We start from the raw sequence: 18,370 nt of genomic DNA, 5'->3' as shown, positions 1-18,370 counted from the left end.
GGGCGACGGCGGTGTGGATTGAGGGCTTCCCGGAGCGAAGAACGTCGCGGCGAACCGGGCCAACCGACTCTGGCTTAACCGCAGCCCTGACGGCACGGCATCTGCAGGGATCCTGCCTAGCCGGAGCGGCCGCGCGAAAGACTTAAATTGGCGTGAGACGCGGAGCGGATGGACCGACACGTGCAATTGCACGTCGATCAGGCTCGTTCGGATCATCAGGGCCGGCAGATTTGGCGTCGGGCTTCCTGATCGGCAAAGGCGGCGCAATCCGCTGCCTGCCGCTGCATTCCATTTTCAGTGCAAGTGGCGGTGCATTGATGCATCACCGCTTGCCTGACTGTCCCCGTCGGCAGCACTGGAGGTTGAAGCCGATGGGGATGTCATTCGCCGACGCTTGTCGGCAATCTTCGGCTGGCTGTCAGTGAAATCCAGCGCCGGTGTTGGGAAGGCTGAACGGCTCCTTGGCCGCGCCTTCCATGCCGGTGTTCAACATATCCTGCATCAGCGACATCAGCGCCATTTCAAGGAAATATGTCGAAACGCCGAGATCCATCGACCGCGCGCGCTGGCAGGCGAACGAAAGCATCCGGCTGATGGCCAGGATTTCCGCCATTTCGTCCTCTGGTGCAACATCCTGTTGTGTGACCATAGATCTTTGCATGTCCGCCCCCAAGTTACTTCCCCGAAACGCAGCGTCGCTGCCCAGTTAGAAAGAAACCACAGAGAGCGTCACGTCATCGTCACGCGCTGTTCAGGCACACAAAAGGGGGCGCTTGTCTCAATCGCGAAGCGCCGGATCGGTGATTTCGGACCCGTCGGCCAAGGCCTTTACCAGAGCCACCACGCGGCGGCGCACCGTTTCGTCCTTGATCTTGAAGAAGGCACGGTTCAGGGCAAAACCGTCGCTTGAGGCCATGAAGGACTGAAGGGCCTGGGCTTCGTCGCTGGGCCGCGATTTCAACACGGATTCGGAACTGTCGACAGAATTGAAAAAATGCTCCACCGACACGCCGAGAACGCCGGCAATCGCCTGCAATCGGGACGCACCCACACGGTTGACGCCCTTTTCGTATTTCTGCACCTGCTGGAAGGTGATCCCCAGCTTGTCGGCCAAAAGAGACTGGCTGACGCCAACGGTCTTACGGCGAAGTTTGATTTGCAAGCCGACTTGAATGTCGATTGGATTGGCACTTTTGATGGACATCTATTTTCCCCAGAGTCGGCTTACTCGAACATCATCGGCAATATCATATAGGCCTCCGGCCTTTGAAGAAAGCACAATCTGTCGATGAAGAAGCCAATGCTAATTTATTTCTATCGGTGAAAATTAAGCTTGTATGGATCTCGATCCATGACGCGCTTAAGCACCTTCGAAGCGCAGCGAAGGGCACCGTTTCGGCTGGCAAGATGGCTCCAGCCCGGCACGGGAATGACGTCGAAGCCCAGCTCTTCCCAGAGCGTGCGGTTGCGCGCGTCATCGCCGGCCAAGGGCTCGACATCAGCAAACTGCGGCAGCCAGACCATCGGCTTCGACCGGCCTTCTCGAACGGCGTTTTCAACGATGACGTTGTTGTAGAGGCGCGGCAGGCGCTTGCCGCTGTCCGGCGCGACGACGAACGGCACCGGATTGCGGATGACGGCGAAGCCCTGTTCGATCAAAAGGGCAACGGAGGCATCCAGCAGCATACGCGCATTGTCGACGAGAATGCTGCCGGATGCCTCGGCAGGATGCGGTTCACCGACCAGCAGCAGCGGACGCCCTTCCCTGTGCAGTCCGGTCAGGGAGACGAACTGATCGACATGAAAGCCGTATTGATGCAACCGGCTGAAGGCGGCCTCGGCTGAAGCGTTGCCGTTGTGCAGGCGATAGGCGAAGACCGAGACGGGCCGCGGGTCGAGCGTGTGCAGCGGATTGGCTATTGCGGTATCCACCGGAGCAGATCGCTGCAGGTCGGCATGGCCGATCAGGCGGAAATTCCGGCCGACGAGCTGGTTTCCGCCGGGCAAATCCAGGGACAGTCCAGCCACGGCAACGGCAAGGAAATCCGCCAGACAGCGGCCCACCGAATTTCCCGGCACAAGGACGAACTGCGTGTCGCCGGCATGACGGGAAGCTGAATGCCGGGCGGGCACGGTGCGAACATGAAACATATCCTGGATCCACGGACCGGGCACAGTGCCGAGACTGTGGTCGAGCACGACGATCCGCAGCAAGCAGGCCGGACCGAGGGTCGTGATCCATCGGCGCGCCACGGTCACAGCCCTATCGTCGACCAACAGGAAAACCTCGACTGCTGCCGGAAGCGCCTTGATCAGGTTTCCGATCGGGACAAGCGGGCGGCATCCGCCGAAGACTTCGGCGGACTCGAAAAAGGCTGTCGGGACCGCCAGCGCGACCTGGCCGAGCAGGCCGCCGCAATCGGCAACAAGTGCCGGCACCGGGGGCGCGACCGTCATGCGGCACCATCTTCCGGTTTCTGGCGGGCGAGCAGTTTGCGGAAGAAAACCGTATCCTGAAACATCCATTCGGGAGGAGCAGCACAGGGCATGCCACCGTCCTGCACCATCTGCAGAAGCAGCAGCGCATCGGCCTTCTTCACCGAGACGAGATTGCCGGCGCAGATGGCGGCGAGTTCCGCATCACAACCTGCATGGGCAGCGACCGCCTTCCAGGTCCGCCTGGAAAAATGCACCGACCGGGCTGCATCGATCAAACGGTCGCACTGCGTCCGATCGAGCCTGTCACGCAGGCCGTCGATGGTCGCTTCGGCATCAACCAGCGAAACCGTCAGGGGACAGAAATCCAGCTCGGCCGGACCATGGCTCAAGGCGACATCGGCATCGGACACGCGATGGCCGATGCGGTATTGCTGGAAGACCTGCCCGAGGCCGAGCATGCCGAACGCTTCGCATTCCACCGCTCGCAAGGCGCCCATGCTTGCGGCCCCGATCACGGTTATGCCAAGCGACAGGGCATAAAGAAGCTCCTTGTGCCAGACGGCGGCACAATCGCCGTATAGGCCATCAATGAGGCCGATGACGCGAGCACCGGACATGGCGGCGGCCAGCACATCGCCGGCTGCCGCAGGCGGCTTGAACGTCACGGCGGAAAACGGCGCGCGGTCCACCCCATGGATCGAGGGGCCCGCGAAAACGACGGCCGGTTTCGCTTGCCCCGTCATACGAGAAATCCATCGAGCGCACCGGCGGAAAGCCGGTTCACGCCGGCGCCCGCAGCGGAAAGACCCCTGGCCAGCACCCGGACGACCCGGACCTCAGGCTCGCCAGTGTCGAGCGGGAAGACGTAGATATCCTCGACGCCGTTATCAAACAGATGAACGGCGAGCCTTTGCCAGACGGCACCGGCCTGATCGTGGCCAGAGAGGTCCAGCGGCTGCAGGTCTCTGCTCGAAAGGCCGGTCGCCGGGCGTTGACCGGGCACGCTCCGATCTCCGGTATACCGCTGCGGGGTGAGGTCATCGCGCGCGCCGCTGATATCCGTCAGGCGGGACTGGACAGCTTCCAGCAGGGCGGCGGCGGCCGCCTCGCAGCGATCAAGGCGGCAGGCAACACCGGCAACAACGCGCGTGCCCGGCCCCTCCTGCCCGGCAACGGAACGCGGCAGGCTGGCCATGATCACCGGTACGCCGTTCGAACTGGTGAGATCGAAAAACCGCGCCGAAAGACCTGCCGCCTCGACCCTGTCGACCAACTGGTCGAGGGCGGGACACAGGCCGGATGGAAACGCCACCGGACGAAGGCCGAGCGACCGTGTGGCAAGGGCATCAACGAGGAAGCAGGCATCGTTTTCTATCAGCTCCAGAAGGCCATGCAGGACCGTCCGATCAAAATCGAAACCCGCAGCCAGGCCTTGCGAACTCATGTGGAAGGCCTGGCGATCCCAGGGGAAATCCATCCGGTAGTCCATGCCGACCAGTTCGTAAGGGGCAAACACCGGGCTCTGATTGCGGACGGAATAGCCCTCCACCCAGGCTCGCTCACGATCAGGATCGAGCATTTGCCAGTCAACCCGGGCCAGGTCATCGAGCGGCACGACCGAAAGGCCGCGGCTCGCCAGAGAGCGCACCGATCCGTACTGGCGGACATGCCTTTGCGTTTCCTCGGCGACAGCGCCTTCGATGGCCTCCATGACGGCCGAGATCCGCGCCTGCTCGCGGTTCAGGCCTTTTCCCTGCGATACGGCAAGACCGCGCGAATTCGGCCGTGCGGCAAACCAGACCGGCACGCCAATGATGTCGAGATCTGTGATATCACCCAGCCGGGTGATGCCGAAGCGCCGCAAGGCAACGGAATCGAGTGCCGTACAGCCGGCATCATCCTGCCGGCTGCGGTCTGCGAACGGTGCGTGCATCGGCGACGTGCCTCAGCGATCGTTCAGGGAGCCGAGTTCGGCTTGTCCGACAGGATTGCCTCGAACAGCGTGCCGGTAACCGACCCGCTGGGGCCGACCGCGTGCAGCGGGCTTTCGATCGGCATCTGGATGACGCGGTTGAAATCCCAGCTGGCATCGACCACCTCGCCGACAAGGGCGAAGTCGGCTTCGGAGACCGACGCGCCGCCGGCGATCAGGGCCTCGATGCCCTGGATCTGGATCTGGTCGAGCGCCGTATCCGACTGGCCGTCCTGGCCGGCCATCATGCCTTTCGCCGCAGCGGCTATGCGCGCATAGCCGTCCACGCCGGGATGGCTTTTCTCGTAGGCGACGATGACGTCATGCGCCACCGAGGCAACCCGCAAGGGTGCCGTCCGCAGGAACAGCACGCCGAAGCCCTTCTTTCCAATCACGTAAAACTGAGAACCTGCCATAGTCTTTATCCCTTATTTGATACCAGCCAATCGAAATGCCTGAAAAAGCTTCTCATTCGCCGCCGGGTTGCGATCCGGCGACAAACCACTGATTTCCCGGGCGGTCATGCCCGGATAATTTTCCTGAAGACGACGCGCGGTCTCTCGTGCCGCGAGCAGATTTCCGCTCAAGGCGTGGCTTGCCGTCAGCACCCGCAGCGCGGGCTCGTCGTCTTCCATGTTTCCACACAGCTGCAGGGCCGTCTGATATTCCTCGCGCTTGAGCGCGATGCTTGCCCCGGCCCACCAATAGATGTCCGGCGCAAAGGGATTGAGATCGATCGCCTGCTGGAAGCGCTCCCAGGCAAGGCCAAGCTCGCCGAAATGCGCCAGCGCATCGGCATGCTGCAGAAGCAGATCGGCAGAATTGGGCGCCAGCGCTTCCGCTTCGAAGAACTTTTGCGCCGATGTCTCGAAATCGCGCTGGTAAAGCGCAACCACGGCAGACATCCAATGGCCGACGCCGAGGGCCGGATCGCTCTCGACCGAGGCTTCGGCCTCGGCCTTGGCGCGGTGCAACAGATGCGGATCGTTGCCGCCCAGCATCAGCCATTCGAGCTGCAGGGTCTGGGCAATGCGGGCACGGGCAACCGACATGCCCGGGTCGAGATCGGCGGCTTTACGGAATTCGGCGCGGGAACGGCGAAGGAGCGGCAGATCGCATTTGCCGCTGAGCATCTGCTGCCCGGACAAAAGGTGGTGATAGGCGCCGGCGTCATGCAGCCGCGTCGGCTCCATCTGAAGGCGTTCGATCTGTTCGGCAAGGGCAGCGGCAACCTGCTTCGACAAGAGCCGGAAGGCGGCATGGAGTTGCCTGTCGTTGAGCACCACTTCCAGCGCCCATTTGATCTCGCCGGTTTCCTCCTCGATCAGGGCGAAAGACACGCGCATCTGGTCGAAGACCGTGGCCTCGACGCGGTAGTCCGCGCGCAGGGCGCCGTAGCTGTCATCCGACCGGCTGCCGGCGGCAAAGCTGCTGTGGGGCGACAGAACGGCAAAGGTGCGAAACCGTACCAGACTGTTGGCGATGTCCTCGACAAAGGCCTGGACGATCGAGCCGGCCGAGGCGCCATCGATCCTCGCGGGCCGGATGAAGGCGACGCGCGGCCGCTTGCCCGTCGCACGGATCGGCGCGGGACTGTCCTTTTCGCCATGGCTTCCGGCATAACCCTGGACGCGCCGGCGCAGCGCCAGCGTTGCCGGTTCCGGTCCCCTGCCCTCGATGCGCAGCTGGCGAACAAGCCTGTCATAGATCCGCTCGCCGGCGGCGAGATCACCGGCCCTTGCGTAGGCGGCAATCACCATCCGGTAGGTTTCTTCCCGATCTTCCTCAAGCCGCAAGGCGCAATCGGCAAGCGCCGGGATCTGCGCCGCCGTCCGGCCACCGAAGCGCGTCGTATCCTCCAGCAACTGGCCGAGCGAACCGAAGAACAGATCCTTCATCCGGTTGCGCTCGCTCAGCAGCCACAGATGAAACTGTTCCTGGCCGGTGTCTGCGCCGTGCAGCAATTCGCCCTCGACCGCGAGCAGGCCCCGGGTGCGGACAGCAATGTCGTCGGACTGAACCGCGGACAGGAAGAGAGCCAGATCGCAGCGAGTGGCCATCGGACCTGCGGTCAAACTGGTGGCGGACATGACGATCAGGGGATCTTCTTCGGAGGCAAACGACTGCAGCCTGGACAGCAGCTGGCGCAGATTGCCCATTGCGCGCTTCTGCTCGACATCCTCCCAGAGCAGAGCGGCCGCGGCCTGGCGCGTCAGAATCTGTCCCGGAGAGAGCAGGATCGCGGCGATCAGAACAAAACCCTTGGCCGGGAAAAACGCCTGTTTGCCCACCTCGAACCGTGGCACGCCGAAAAGCCGGATCGCTATGTGTTCTGTGTCCCCAAACACGTGTCACCCCACAATGATTTGCGTATCTAACAATGACCAATGGGAAATTGAAAGTGCTTTCGCTTTCCCTTTGACGTTGATGTGACGCCATCTGCAATAGCGTTGCTGTCAAGAAGGAGAGCAAAGGAGCCGGAACAGCGGAGCAGTTCGGTAAAAGAGGAAATGACAGGCAATTTAATATTTAATCGTACTTATATGACATTTACATTGCATACCGAACCTTATCAGCGCGCCGACGACGTTGGTTACGCGGTGACGGAATTCATGTGGTTCGATGGAAAGCCGTTCTATCCGATGGGGGCCCTGGCGGATGCGAGGGTTTTCGCCCTGCGATTGTCGGCCGGCGCCTTCGATGAGGGCGACGAGGATAATCTCGACCTGATCTTCCAGATGCGCGAGGCCGGCGGCGGGCATTTCTTCGAAATTGTCCTGCGGTCGAACTCGGGTACATCCTATGCCGGTTGGCTCTGGGGACAGGAACTCGAGGTGCTGAACGAGGTCGAGGCCAGCCACCGTGTCCTGCTGGTCGAGTGCAACGGCGCAAAGATCCGCTACGCCTATAGCGATGCCCAGGGCCGCTACACCTGCAACGGTGAAGACGGCAAATCCAAGCGGTCCTTCGGACACGCCATCAAGCGGCTCTCTTCCGGATAGGATTGCGAAGGGGACAACTACGGGTTTCCCGATGCCCAGGGTGGGGCATCAGGGAGTTCTGTGGAATTTTACGGCAATGGAAACAGTTGGATAAGCCAATATGGCGGACAGGGTGGGATTCGAACCCACGGTACGCTTTCACGCACACACGCGTTCCAGGCGTGCGCCTTAAACCACTCGGCCACCTGTCCTTTGTCGGCCTGCATCGTCAGACGCAAATCGTTGGAACGGCGCGATATATACCGATGAATTTCAGCGGATCAACCTAAATCTGACAGTTTTTTGACTTCTGCGATCAAATACCTATCTATAGGGCTCGATGGGTGGCGGGCGCGAAGCCCGACCTTCTGCCAAGGCCGGGGAGTTCGTGGTGCGGCTTATCTTCAGAGTGTTGAGTTTCCTTGCGCTGTGCCTTGGCGTGATCGCCGCCAGCGTCGATTCCATTGCGTCGGTTTCAGCCTCGCAAATCTCGCTGACCCCGGTGGAGGCGGCGTGGATGGATCTCAGTCCCTCCAGCCTTTCAGCCTTGCAGGGCCTGGTCGAAAGCCAGCTCGGGCCGGCCGCGTGGACGGCATTTGCCGGCCTTGTCCTGCCGCAACCTGCCTTTGCCGCACTGCTGGCACTGTCGCTTCTGTTCTGGATGATCGGCTATAAAAAACCGTCTCCGGCCGGACGTTTCGCTGCCTGAACCACGTTACACATAGAGAGAGGCCGGAAACGCCGGCCATTGGAGGTCACGATGTTTCTGATCGACATGTTCAACAAGAAGACGGTCATGCCCACTGCGGAAACCGCCCTGCCGGGACGCGCGCAGCCGATCCCGACCGCCGCAACACATTTTATCTCCGGCGCGCCGCTGAAAGGGCCTTACCCCGAGGGCAGCAAGACCGTCTATCTGGGCATGGGCTGCTTCTGGGGCGCAGAGCGGCTGCTCTGGCAGATGCCCGGCGTATTGGTGACCGCCGCCGGATACCAAGGCGGGATCACGCCCAATCCGACCTATCAGGAGACCGTCACCGGACTGACCGGCCACACGGAAGTGGTCAAGGTTGTCTATGATCCGGTACATGTTTCGCTGGAAACGCTTTTGAAGACGTTCTTCGAAGCGCATGATCCGACGCAAGGCATGCGCCAGGGCAATGACATCGGCAGCACCTACCGCTCGGCCATCTATGTCGAGGACGAGGCGGACCTGGCGCTGGCGCTACAGATGCGCGACCGCTTCCAGGCGGCGCTGGCATCGGCCGGCCACAGCAGCCGCGTGACGACGGAAATCGTGGCGGCCGGCCCGTTCTACTACGCCGAGGACTATCACCAGCAATATCTGGCGAAGAATCCGAACGGCTATTGCGGCCTGCGCGGCACGGGCGTGTCCTGCCCGATCTCACCCGCCGCGTGATGTGATATTGCCCAAAGCAGCAGCACAAATCCCATTGATCTGACTGAATTTTCAGCGTCAGGCGCTGAAAATTCAGCAAGTCTGTGAATCTTTACCAGATGAAAAAAATCTGGTGAATTTTTGTCAGAGCCATGCAAGGATGCGCGCCAGCCAGAACCTCTGGAAAAGGGGGTGGCGGTTCCGCAGACACGTCTTCTTTTCAGGAGGCTTGCGGGAGGACCCAACAAGATCAATAGCAACAACAGGGCTGCACAATGAAAAAAACCCTCTTGAGTCTCTTTGCCTTGGCCGCGATGTCGGCGACCGCGCTTGCGGCCGACATCAAGCCGGCACTCGTCTATGGCACGGGCGGCAAGTTCGACAAGTCGTTCAACGAAGCGGCCTTTGCCGGCGCCGAAAAGTTCAAGGCCGAAACCGGCGTCGACTATCGCGACTTCGAACCGACCGGCGATACCCAGGGCGAGCAGGCGATCCGCAACTTCGCGTCCAAGGGCTTCAATCCGGTGGTTGCAGTTTCCTTCGCCTGGACCTCGGCTGTCGAGAAGGTTGCCGCTGAATTCCCCGACACCAAGTTTGTCATCGTCGATTCCGTCGTTGAACTGCCAAACGTCCGCTCGGTCGTCTACAAGGAACACGAAGGCTCCTACCTCGTCGGTCTGCTTGCCGGCCTCGCATCGAAGACGGGCAAGGTCGGCTTCGTTGGCGGCATGGACATCCCGCTGATCCGCAAGTTCGAATGCGGCTACGAGCAGGGCGCACGCGCTGCCAAGGCTGACATCGAAGTCTTCCAGAACATGACCGGCACGACCGGCGCGGCCTGGAACGACCCGGTTCGTGGCGGCGAATTGACCAAGAACCAGATCGACCAGGGCGCAGACGTCGTCTACGCAGCAGCCGGCGCCACCGGTCTCGGTGTTCTGCAGACAGCCGCCGACAACGGCAAGCTGTCGATCGGCGTCGATTCGAACCAGAACCACCTGCATCCGGGCTCGGTCCTGACCTCGATGGTCAAGCGCGTCGATCTCGCGGTCTACAACGCATTTGCCGACACCAAGGGTGACAAGTTCACGCCCGGCCTGATGTCGCTCGGCGTTGCCGAAGACGGCGTTGCCTATGCACTCGACGACAACAATGCCAAGCTGATCACCGACGACATGAAGGCTGCCGTCGAAAAGGCCAAGGCCGACATCATCGCCGGCACCGTCAAGGTGCACGACTACATGTCGGACAATTCCTGCCCGAAGTGATTTGAACCGGGCGCAAGGTGGCCTAAAGTCGCCTTGCGCCCTTTCCATGTCTGGGGGACAGGCAATGAACGACAAGAGCCAGGCACCAGCGATCGAACTGATCGGCATCGACAAGAAATTCGGTGCGGTGCATGCCAACAAGAATATCAACCTTACGGTTGCCAAGGGCTCGATCCACGGCATTATCGGCGAAAACGGTGCAGGGAAATCGACCTTGATGTCGATCCTGTACGGTTTCTACCAGGCCGATCAAGGCACGATCCGGATCGCCGGCGAAACCACGACCATCAAGGACAGCCAGGCGGCGATCGCTGCCGGCATCGGGATGGTGCACCAGCATTTCATGCTGGTCGAGAATTTCACCGTTCTGGAGAACCTCATGCTGGGCGCCGAAGGCGGCGCGCTGCTGGCCAAGGGAACGGATGCCGCACGGGCGGCGCTGAAGAAACTGGAAGAGGACTATGAGCTGGAGGTCGATCCCGACGCGGTGGTCGAGGAGCTTCCGGTCGGACTGCAGCAGCGTGTGGAAATCCTGAAGGCGATGTATCGCGGGGCGGAGATCCTGATCCTCGACGAACCGACGGGCGTTCTGACACCGGCCGAGGCCGATCACCTGTTCAAGATCCTCGGCGTCCTGCGCGACCAGGGCAAGACCGTTCTGTTGATCACCCACAAGCTGCGCGAGATCATGGCCATCACCGATACGGTGTCGGTCATGCGCCGCGGCGAAATGGTCGCGACCCGCAAGACCGCCGAGACAACGGTGGAAGAACTGGCCGAACTGATGGTCGGTCGTCGCGTGCTGTTGCAAGTCGACAAGGGGGCGGCCAAGCCCGGCGAGGTCTATCTCTCGGTGCGCAACCTGACCGTCAAGGACGGTCGTGGCGTGACCATGGTCGACAATGTCTCGTTCGACGTGCGCGCCGGCGAGATTGTCGGCATCGCCGGCGTGGCCGGCAACGGCCAGAGCGAACTTCTCAAAGCGATCACCGGAATCCGCAAGCCGACATCGGGCGAGATCTTTATCTGCGGCGAACCGGTAGCCGGCTATGATCCGGCCAAGCTGCGTTCGATCGGCCTTGCCCATATTCCGGAAGACCGCCATCACATGGGTCTCGTCCTGAGTTTCGAGGAGAGCCAGAACTCGATCCTTGGCTATCACCGCGATGAACAATACGGCAAGGGTCCCTTCCTGTCGCCCGACCTGGTGCGCCAGGCTGCCGCGGTCGATATCGAGAAATACGATATCCGCCCGCCCAATCCCCGGCTGAAGACCGCCAACTTCTCCGGCGGCAACCAGCAGAAGATCGTCGTCGCGCGCGAGATCGAGCGTGACCCGAAGCTTCTGATCGTCGGCCAGCCGACCCGCGGCGTCGACATCGGCGCCATCGAGTTCATCCACAAGCGCATCGTCGAAACGCGCGACGCGGGCAAGGCCGTGCTTTTGGTCTCGGTCGAACTTGACGAAATACGCTCGCTATCGGACCGCATCCTGGTGATGTTTGCCGGCAAGGTGGTCGGGGAAAAGACCCCGGATACCGGAGAACAGACCCTCGGCCTGATGATGGCCGGCATCGCCGCGTGAGGAATTCATGAGTACCGCTTCCGTTCCCCTCCCAAGATGGATCAACTATGCCGTCTTGCCGCTGCTCAACCTGATCCTGGCATTCCTGGTCTCCGGCCTCGTCGTCTGGATCATTGGTGAGAACCCACTCGAGGCGCTGAAACTGATGCTGACCGGGGCGCTTGGCCGCGGCGAAGGCATCGGCTTCACCCTGTTCTATGCCACCAATTTCATCTTCACCGGCCTGTCGGTGGCGGTTGCCTATCATGCTGGCCTGTTCAATATCGGTTCCGAAGGCCAGGCCTATCTCGGCGGACTGGGTGCAGCACTGGTCGCGCTGGCGCTCGACCACTACGTGCCGTGGTATGTGACCATGCCGTTCGCAATCCTCGGTGCCGCCGCTTTTGGTGGTCTCTGGGCGCTGATCCCAGCCTGGCTGCAAGCCAAGCGCGGCAGCCATATCGTCATCACCACCATCATGTTCAATTTCATCGGCGCGGCGCTGATGGTCTATCTGCTGGTCAACGTGCTGATCGTGCCAGGCAAGATGGCGCCGGAAAGCCGGACATTCCTCGAGGGCGGGCAATTGCCCAAGCTCGACTGGCTGATGGCAATGTTCGGCATGAAGCTCGGACCGGCACCGTTCAACGTGTCGTTCCTGATCGCGCTGGTGATGTGTTTCCTGGTCTGGGTGCTGATCTGGCGGACAAAGCTCGGCTTCGAGATGCGCACGCTCGGGCTCAGCCGTTCGGCCGCCGCCTATGCCGGCATTCCCTATACGAAGATCGTCATCATCACGATGCTGATTTCCGGCGGTCTCGCCGGGATGATGGCACTCAATCCGGTTCTTGGGGCTTCCGCGCGCCTGCAGGTGGAGTTCGTCGGCGGTGCAGGCTTTGTCGGTATTGCGGTATCGCTGATGGGTCGCAACCATCCGATCGGCATCATCATCGCCGCGATCCTGTTCGGGGTGCTCTATCAGGGCGGCGCAGAACTGTCGTTCGACATGCCGAACATCACCCGCGAAATGATCGTCGTGATCCAGGGTCTCGTGGTCCTGTTTGCCGGCGCTCTCGAATACATGTTCCGGCCGGCACTCGTGCGGGTCTACCAGCAGTTCACCAAGGGTTGAGGGGCGTCCGATGGATTTCTTCGATATCGTCGTCAGCATTCTCGGCTCGACCATCCGCCTGTCGATCCCGCTGATCTTCACCGCCCTTGCGGGCCTTTTCTCCGAACGCTCCGGCATTTTCGACATCGGCCTGGAAGGCAAGATGCTGGCTGCGGCCTTTGCCGCCGCATCGGCCGCCTATATCACCGGTTCGCCATGGATCGGGCTTGCCTCCGGCATCGGCGTCTCGATCGGCTTCTCGCTGATCCACGGCTTTGCCTCGATCACCAATCGCGGCAACCAGATCGTCTCGGGCGTGGCGATCAATTTCGTCGCAGCCGGCCTGACGATCGTGCTTGGCCAGGCCTGGTTCGGCCAGGGCGGACGCACGCCGCAGCTGCCGGCTGACGGCCGTTTCGGACCGATCAAGCTGCCGGGCGTTGATGCAATCCGCGAGGTGCCGTTCATCGGTCCGATTTACGCCAATGTGATCTCCGGCAACAATATCCTGACCTATCTCGCCTTTGTCGCCGTGCCGCTGTCGTGGTGGGTGCTGTATCGCACGCGGTTCGGCCTGCGCCTGCGCGCGGTCGGTGAAAATCCGGGGGCGGTCGATACGGCCGGCATCTCGGTGACCTGGCTGCGCTACCGCGCGGTCATCGTCGCCGGCCTGCTCTGCGGCTTTGCCGGCACCTATCTGGCGATCGCCCAGTCGGCGGCCTTCATCAAGGACATGTCGGCCGGCAAGGGTTATATCGCGCTCGCCGCGCTGATCTTCGCCAAATGGAAGCCGGTGCCGGTGATGTTTGCCTGCCTCTTGTTCGGCTTCCTTGATGCACTGGCCAACTTCATGCAGGGCAAGCAGGTGCCGCTGATCGGCGAAGTGCCAGTACAGATCTTCCAGTCCCTGCCCTATATCCTCACCTGCATCCTGCTTGCAGGCTTTATCGGTGCTGCCAACCCGCCCAAGGCCGGTGGCGTGCCCTATACCAAGGAGCGCTAGGAATGGCTCACGACCTGTTCGAGGCTGCACGCGATGCGATGGCGTTCGCCCATGCGCCCTATTCGAAATTCCCCGTCGGCGCGGCGATCCGCGCCGATGACGGCCGGATCTACACCGGTGCCAATATCGAGAACCTGTCATTCCCCCAGGGCTGGTGCGCCGAACCGACGGCGATCGGCTGCATGATCATGGGCGGGGCTAAGAAGATCGTCGAAATGGCCGTGATCGCCGAAAAGCTGGCTCTCTGCCCGCCTTGCGGCGGCTGCCGGCAGAAGATATCGGAATTTGCCAGTGCCGGCACCAAGATCTATCTCTGCGATGAGGTCGGCGTGCAGAAGACCATTACCATGGACGAGCTTTTGCCGTTCAGCTTCAAGACCGAGCTGCTCGGATGAAGGCGGCCGTCGATCTGCTGGTCGAGCGGCTGAACGGGCTGATGCCGCGCATCGCCATCGTGCTCGGCTCGGGCCTGGGCTCCCTGGTGGACGAAGTCTCGGACGCAATCCGCATACCCTATAGCGAGTTGCCCGGATTTCCGGTGAGTGCTGTCTCCGGTCATGCCGGCACGCTGGTTGCCGGCTACCTGGGATCCGAACCGGTGATCATGCTGGCCGGACGCGTGCATTTTTACGAACATGGCGATGCCGGCGCAATGCGGGTGCCGATCGAGACGCTGATGGGTCTGGGGGTCAAGTCCCTGATCCTGACCAATGCGGCCGGCTCGCTGCGGGAAGACCTGCCGCCAGGTTCGGTGATGCAGATCACCGACCATATCAATTTTTCCGGCCGCAACCCGCTAATCGGCGAGCCAAGCGACAGCCGTTTCGTCGGCATGACCTCGGCCTATGACGCGGTTCTCGCCCAGGCGATCCGCGATGCGGCGGCGACCGAGGGCGTGCCGTTGTCGCAGGGCGTCTATATGTGGTTTTCCGGCCCAAGCTTCGAGACACCGGCGGAAATCCGCATGGCTCGGGTACTAGGTGCGGATGCCGTCGGCATGTCGACCGTTCCGGAGGTGATCCTGGCGCGGTTCTACGGACTGCGGGTGGCGGCTGCATCGGTCATCACCAACTACGGTGCCGGCATGACAGGCGGCGAACTGAGCCACGAAGAGACAAAAGACATGGCGCCGATCGGCGGCAAACGGCTGGCCACCATCCTGAAGCGGATGATCGCCGGCGGAGGAACACACCTTGGATAATCACGAATTGCGCGCCGTCGCGACACGGGCTCTTTCCCTGCTCGACTTGACCAACCTCAAGGACGATTGCACGCCCGAGCAGATCGTCAGCCTGTGTGTCAAGGCGCAGACGGCATTTGGCCCGACAGCCGCGATCTGCATCTGGCCGCGCTTCGTCATGCAGGCGCGCACGCTGCTCGGCCCCAGCAGCCCGGTCCGGATCGCGACCGTAGTCAATTTTCCGGCCGGCGATGCCAGGATCGAGGATGTGCTTGCCGAGACGCGCGATGCGGTGGCCGACGGCGCCGATGATATCGATCTGGTCATTCCCTACCGCGCGCTGATGGCCGGCAATGAACAGGCGGTGACCGCCATGGTGACGGCCGTGAAAGGCGCCTGTGGTTCGGCGATCTTGAAGACCATCCTTGAAACCGGCGAATTGAAGGATACCGCCCTGATGCGGCGCGCATCCGAGCTTGCGATCGCAGGCGGCGCCGACTTCATCAAGACCTCGACCGGCAAGGTTGGCGTGAACGCCACGCTGGAAGCGGCCGACATCATGCTGCAGGCCATCCGCGACAGCCGCAAGAAGGTCGGCTTCAAGCCGGCCGGCGGGATTTCCAACGTGATGGATGCCAGCCTCTATCTGCGACTGGCCGACACGATCATGGGCGAGGACTGGGCGATACCCTCGACCTTCCGCTTCGGTGCCTCCGGCCTGCTGGATGACATCATCGCCGTTCTGTCCGGCGGCCCTTCCGGCGCCAACACCTCGGGGTATTGAGACCATGCTGCCGCAGGAAATCATTCGCCGCAAGCGCGATGGCGGCACACTGAGCCGCGAAGAGATCACCGGTTTCATCGAAGGCCTCTCCAACGAGACCATCTCGGAAGGCCAGGTGGCGGCCTTTGCAATGGCGGTGTTCTTTCGGGGCATGACGCCGGAAGAGATTGTCGCCCTGACGCTGGCGATGCGCGATTCCGGCGAAGTCCTGTCCTGGGCCGGCGTTGGAAAGCCGATCGCCGACAAACATTCGACCGGTGGCGTGGGCGACAATGTCTCGCTGATGCTGGCACCGATCGCGGCGGCCTGCGGGCTGGCCGTGCCGATGATTTCCGGGCGCGGGCTCGGCCATACCGGCGGAACGCTGGACAAGCTGCAATCCATCCCCGGCTATGACGTGATGCCCTCGCCGGCCACCTTCCGGCGCACGGTCGACACGGCAGGCTGCGCTATCATCGGCCAGACCGGTGACCTGGCACCGGCCGACAAGCGGCTCTATGCGATCCGCGACGTGACGGCGACGGTGGAATCAATTCCGCTGATCACCGCCTCGATCCTGTCGAAGAAGCTGGCTGCCGGACTGGAAAGCCTGGTGCTGGACGTGAAGTTCGGCAATGGCGCCTTCATGGCCAAACCCGAGGATGCCGAAGCGCTGGCGCGCTCGCTGGTCAGGGTGGCGAATGGCGCCGGCGTCAAGACAACGGCGCTGCTGACCGACATGAACGAGCCACTGGCCGATTGCGCCGGCAATGCGATCGAAGTGCTGAACGCGGTCGAATTCCTCAAAGGCGAAAAGACCGGCACGCGGCTTGAAGAGGTGACCCTGGCGTTCGGCGCAGAGATGCTGGTCAATGCCGGTGTCGAAAGCGATGCCGGCGTGGCACTGGAACGCTGCCGGGCGGTCCTGGCCTCGGGCGCGGCGGCGGAGATCTTCGGCCGCATGGTCAGCGAACTCGGCGGACCGGCGGACTTCATGGACAAGGCGATACACTATCTGCCGCGCGGCAAGATCGAGGTGCCGGTGCTCGCCGATCGCGATGGCTACCTGGCGGGCTGCGATACACGAGGCCTCGGGCTAGCCGTCGTCACGCTCGGTGGCGGGCGGCAGCGGCCAAGCGATGCGATCGACCACGGCGTCGGGATCTCCGGCTTCAAGCCGCTCGGGACGCAGGTCTCCAAGGGCGAGCCGATCGCCTTCGTGCAGGCCAATGACCAGGCGAGCGCCGAACAGGCGGCCAGGACCGTGGCAGGCTGCTACCAGATCGGCGACGGCCGGCCGGCCGCGTCTGCCGTGATCGGCATGCGGATTTCGGCAGAATAGACGGTGACTACTGGACGAGGCGCAGGGTGCCACCATCGGCGGTGTAGGACTTGAGTTTCTTCAGGAAGCTCATGCCGATCAGGGTCGATGACAAAGCCTTGTCCTTGAGCACGAACGCATCGACATCCCGCACACGGATACTGCCGATCTCGATACGGTTGAGAACGACATGTGCAGCCTGGGTCGTTCCATTGGCGGTGCCGACCGGATATTTGTAGTCCAGCGATGCGGGGCTGAAGCCGAGCCGGCGCGCCGTGCTTTCGTTGATCGCGACCGCTGAGGCGCCCGTATCGATCATGCCATCGACCTGCTTGCCGTTCATCCGGAAACTGCCGGCATAGTGACCACCCTGCCCGGCTTTGAGCACCGTTTGGCCCGGCGACGCGCTGGCCGGTGTTGCCGCTGGACGATCCTTACCCGTATCCTTGTCTGCTGCCACTATCCGGCTCTGGTCGAACATTTGCCAAACCGCCGGCACCTGGCTGGCCGCCATGGCGATGAGGGATACGGTGATCAGGGTGCGGACAAACATCGGCGCTCCGGAATTGCAACCGGATGATCCTACCATCGCCGTCCTGACGGAAAACAAACGCAGGCGCAAAAACGGCCCGCCACCAAGCAACGGGCCGTCAATTTCGAAGATGTGGTTAAGACTTCACTTCGTTCCGTACATGCGGTCGCCGGCATCGCCGAGGCCCGGCATGATGTAGCCCTTCTCGTTCAGGTGGCTATCGATGGAGGCCGTGAAGATCGGCACGTCCGGATGGGCCTCCTGGAAGTTCTTGATGCCTTCGGGTGCCGCCAGCAGGCAGAGGAAGCGGATGTTCTTGGCACCGCGGTCCTTCAGCTTCTCGATCGCGGCAATCGAGGAATTGCCGGTGGCGAGCATCGGGTCGACGACGATGACCAGACGCTCGGACAGTGCATCCGGCGCCTTGAAATAGTATTCGACGGCCTGCAGCGTCTCGTGATCGCGGTAGACGCCGACATGGGCGACGCGCGCGGCCGGAACCAGCTCCAGCATGCCTTCAAGCAAACCGTTGCCGGCACGCAGGATCGAAGCGAAGACCAGCTTCTTGCCCTCGAGGATCGGCGACTGCATCTCGGTCAGCGGCGTCTCGATGGTTTCCATGGTCAGCTCGAGATCGCGGGTGACCTCGTAGCACAGCAGCGTCGAGATTTCGCGCAGCAGCCGGCGGAAGCTCGAAGTGGAGGTTTCCTTGCGGCGCATGATCGTCAGCTTGTGCTGAACGAGGGGGTGATTGATGACTGTTACGCCGTCCATGATCGAGCCTTCTTTTCTTCTTGTGCGATTGTCCGTCTATTTTCACATTCCAGCGAATACCCG

The 18,370-nt window shown here is 62.0% G+C and carries 20 protein-coding genes and 1 tRNA gene; 11 read left to right on the top strand and 10 right to left on the bottom strand.

Annotation, left to right across the window (positions count from 1 at the left end):
- Positions 1-418: 418 nt before the first annotated feature.
- The 7 genes from IM739_RS03935 to IM739_RS03905 all read right to left on the bottom strand — a co-directional run bounded on the left by IM739_RS03935 (position 419) and on the right by IM739_RS03905 (position 6,759).
- A complete protein-coding gene (locus tag IM739_RS03935; protein ID WP_237369924.1) occupies positions 419-661 on the bottom strand; it encodes a hypothetical protein in 243 nt (80 codons plus the stop codon).
- A 117-nt stretch (positions 662-778) separates the two neighbouring features.
- Entirely contained in the window at positions 779-1,204 is a 426-nt protein-coding gene (locus IM739_RS03930; protein ID WP_237369923.1) for a helix-turn-helix domain-containing protein, read from the bottom strand.
- 110 nt (positions 1,205-1,314) lie between these two features.
- Positions 1,315-2,457 (bottom strand): hypothetical protein, encoded by a 1,143-nt coding sequence (locus IM739_RS03925; RefSeq protein ID WP_237369922.1) that lies wholly within the window; start codon positions 2,455-2,457, stop codon positions 1,315-1,317.
- Positions 2,454-3,182 carry a TfuA-like protein gene (locus tag IM739_RS03920; protein ID WP_237369921.1) on the bottom strand — a complete coding sequence of 243 codons (729 nt, stop codon included), beginning with the start codon at positions 3,180-3,182 and terminating at the stop codon, positions 2,454-2,456. Before IM739_RS03920 ends, IM739_RS03925 begins: the two co-directional genes overlap by 4 nt.
- Positions 3,179-4,372 (bottom strand): YcaO-like family protein, encoded by a 1,194-nt coding sequence (locus IM739_RS03915; protein ID WP_237369920.1) that lies wholly within the window; start codon positions 4,370-4,372, stop codon positions 3,179-3,181. Before IM739_RS03915 ends, IM739_RS03920 begins: the two co-directional genes overlap by 4 nt.
- A 23-nt stretch (positions 4,373-4,395) precedes the next feature.
- On the bottom strand, positions 4,396-4,827 hold the full coding sequence (locus IM739_RS03910) for a hypothetical protein (RefSeq protein ID WP_237369919.1): 432 nt from the start codon (positions 4,825-4,827) through the stop codon (positions 4,396-4,398).
- Positions 4,828-4,839: 12 nt separating this feature from the next.
- On the bottom strand, positions 4,840-6,759 hold the full coding sequence (locus IM739_RS03905; RefSeq protein WP_237369918.1) for a BTAD domain-containing putative transcriptional regulator: 1,920 nt from the start codon (positions 6,757-6,759) through the stop codon (positions 4,840-4,842).
- 195 nt (positions 6,760-6,954) lie between these two features.
- On the opposite strand from IM739_RS03905, the gene IM739_RS03900 reads away from it, so the two are divergent.
- A complete protein-coding gene (locus tag IM739_RS03900) occupies positions 6,955-7,413 on the top strand; it encodes a hypothetical protein (protein WP_237369917.1) in 459 nt (152 codons plus the stop codon).
- Between the two features lie 101 nt (positions 7,414-7,514).
- Here the strand turns inward: IM739_RS03900 and IM739_RS03895 are convergent.
- Positions 7,515-7,604: transfer RNA gene (locus IM739_RS03895), tRNA-Ser, on the bottom strand.
- Between the two features lie 179 nt (positions 7,605-7,783).
- On the opposite strand from IM739_RS03895, the gene IM739_RS03890 reads away from it, so the two are divergent.
- The 10 genes from IM739_RS03890 to deoA all read left to right on the top strand — a co-directional run bounded on the left by IM739_RS03890 (position 7,784) and on the right by deoA (position 17,022).
- Positions 7,784-8,101 (top strand): hypothetical protein, encoded by a 318-nt coding sequence (locus IM739_RS03890; protein WP_237369916.1) that lies wholly within the window; start codon positions 7,784-7,786, stop codon positions 8,099-8,101.
- Positions 8,102-8,152: 51 nt separating this feature from the next.
- Entirely contained in the window at positions 8,153-8,812 is a 660-nt protein-coding gene (gene msrA, locus IM739_RS03885) for a peptide-methionine (S)-S-oxide reductase MsrA (RefSeq protein ID WP_237369915.1), read from the top strand.
- Positions 8,813-9,066: 254 nt separating this feature from the next.
- Positions 9,067-10,059: a BMP family lipoprotein gene (locus IM739_RS03880; RefSeq protein WP_237369914.1), complete on the top strand. Its 993-nt coding sequence runs from the start codon at positions 9,067-9,069 to the stop codon at positions 10,057-10,059.
- Between the two features lie 64 nt (positions 10,060-10,123).
- On the top strand, positions 10,124-11,644 hold the full coding sequence (locus IM739_RS03875) for an ABC transporter ATP-binding protein (RefSeq protein ID WP_237369913.1): 1,521 nt from the start codon (positions 10,124-10,126) through the stop codon (positions 11,642-11,644).
- Positions 11,645-11,651: 7 nt separating this feature from the next.
- Positions 11,652-12,755, top strand: coding sequence for an ABC transporter permease (locus IM739_RS03870; RefSeq protein ID WP_237369912.1), 1,104 nt, complete (start codon positions 11,652-11,654; stop codon positions 12,753-12,755).
- A 10-nt stretch (positions 12,756-12,765) separates the two neighbouring features.
- Positions 12,766-13,737 (top strand): ABC transporter permease, encoded by a 972-nt coding sequence (locus tag IM739_RS03865; protein WP_237369911.1) that lies wholly within the window; start codon positions 12,766-12,768, stop codon positions 13,735-13,737.
- Between the two features lie 2 nt (positions 13,738-13,739).
- Positions 13,740-14,132, top strand: coding sequence for a cytidine deaminase (locus tag IM739_RS03860; RefSeq protein WP_237369910.1), 393 nt, complete (start codon positions 13,740-13,742; stop codon positions 14,130-14,132).
- A complete protein-coding gene (locus IM739_RS03855) occupies positions 14,129-14,938 on the top strand; it encodes a purine-nucleoside phosphorylase (RefSeq protein ID WP_237369909.1) in 810 nt (269 codons plus the stop codon). The genes IM739_RS03860 and IM739_RS03855 overlap by 4 nt, the downstream gene beginning before the upstream one ends.
- Entirely contained in the window at positions 14,931-15,701 is a 771-nt protein-coding gene (deoC, locus tag IM739_RS03850) for a deoxyribose-phosphate aldolase (protein WP_237369908.1), read from the top strand. Before IM739_RS03855 ends, deoC begins: the two co-directional genes overlap by 8 nt.
- Positions 15,702-15,705: 4 nt before the next feature.
- Positions 15,706-17,022, top strand: a complete 1,317-nt coding sequence (deoA, locus tag IM739_RS03845; protein ID WP_237369907.1) for a thymidine phosphorylase — start codon at positions 15,706-15,708, stop codon at positions 17,020-17,022.
- Positions 17,023-17,029: 7 nt separating this feature from the next.
- Here deoA and IM739_RS03840 read toward each other — a convergent pair whose 3' ends face one another.
- Together IM739_RS03840 and upp are read right to left on the bottom strand one after the other, a co-directional pair.
- The gene (locus tag IM739_RS03840) at positions 17,030-17,554 is read right to left on the bottom strand and encodes a TIGR02281 family clan AA aspartic protease (protein WP_237369906.1); all 525 of its coding nucleotides are present in this window, start codon (positions 17,552-17,554) and stop codon (positions 17,030-17,032) included.
- A 123-nt stretch (positions 17,555-17,677) separates the two neighbouring features.
- Positions 17,678-18,307 carry a uracil phosphoribosyltransferase gene (gene upp, locus IM739_RS03835; RefSeq protein ID WP_237369905.1) on the bottom strand — a complete coding sequence of 210 codons (630 nt, stop codon included), beginning with the start codon at positions 18,305-18,307 and terminating at the stop codon, positions 17,678-17,680.
- Positions 18,308-18,370 lie beyond the last annotated feature (63 nt).

This window comes from Rhizobium sp. SL42 (assembly GCF_021729845.1).
Classification (GTDB): Bacteria; Pseudomonadota; Alphaproteobacteria; order Rhizobiales; family Rhizobiaceae; genus Allorhizobium.
This window is presented reverse-complemented; position numbering and strand designations above follow the sequence as displayed.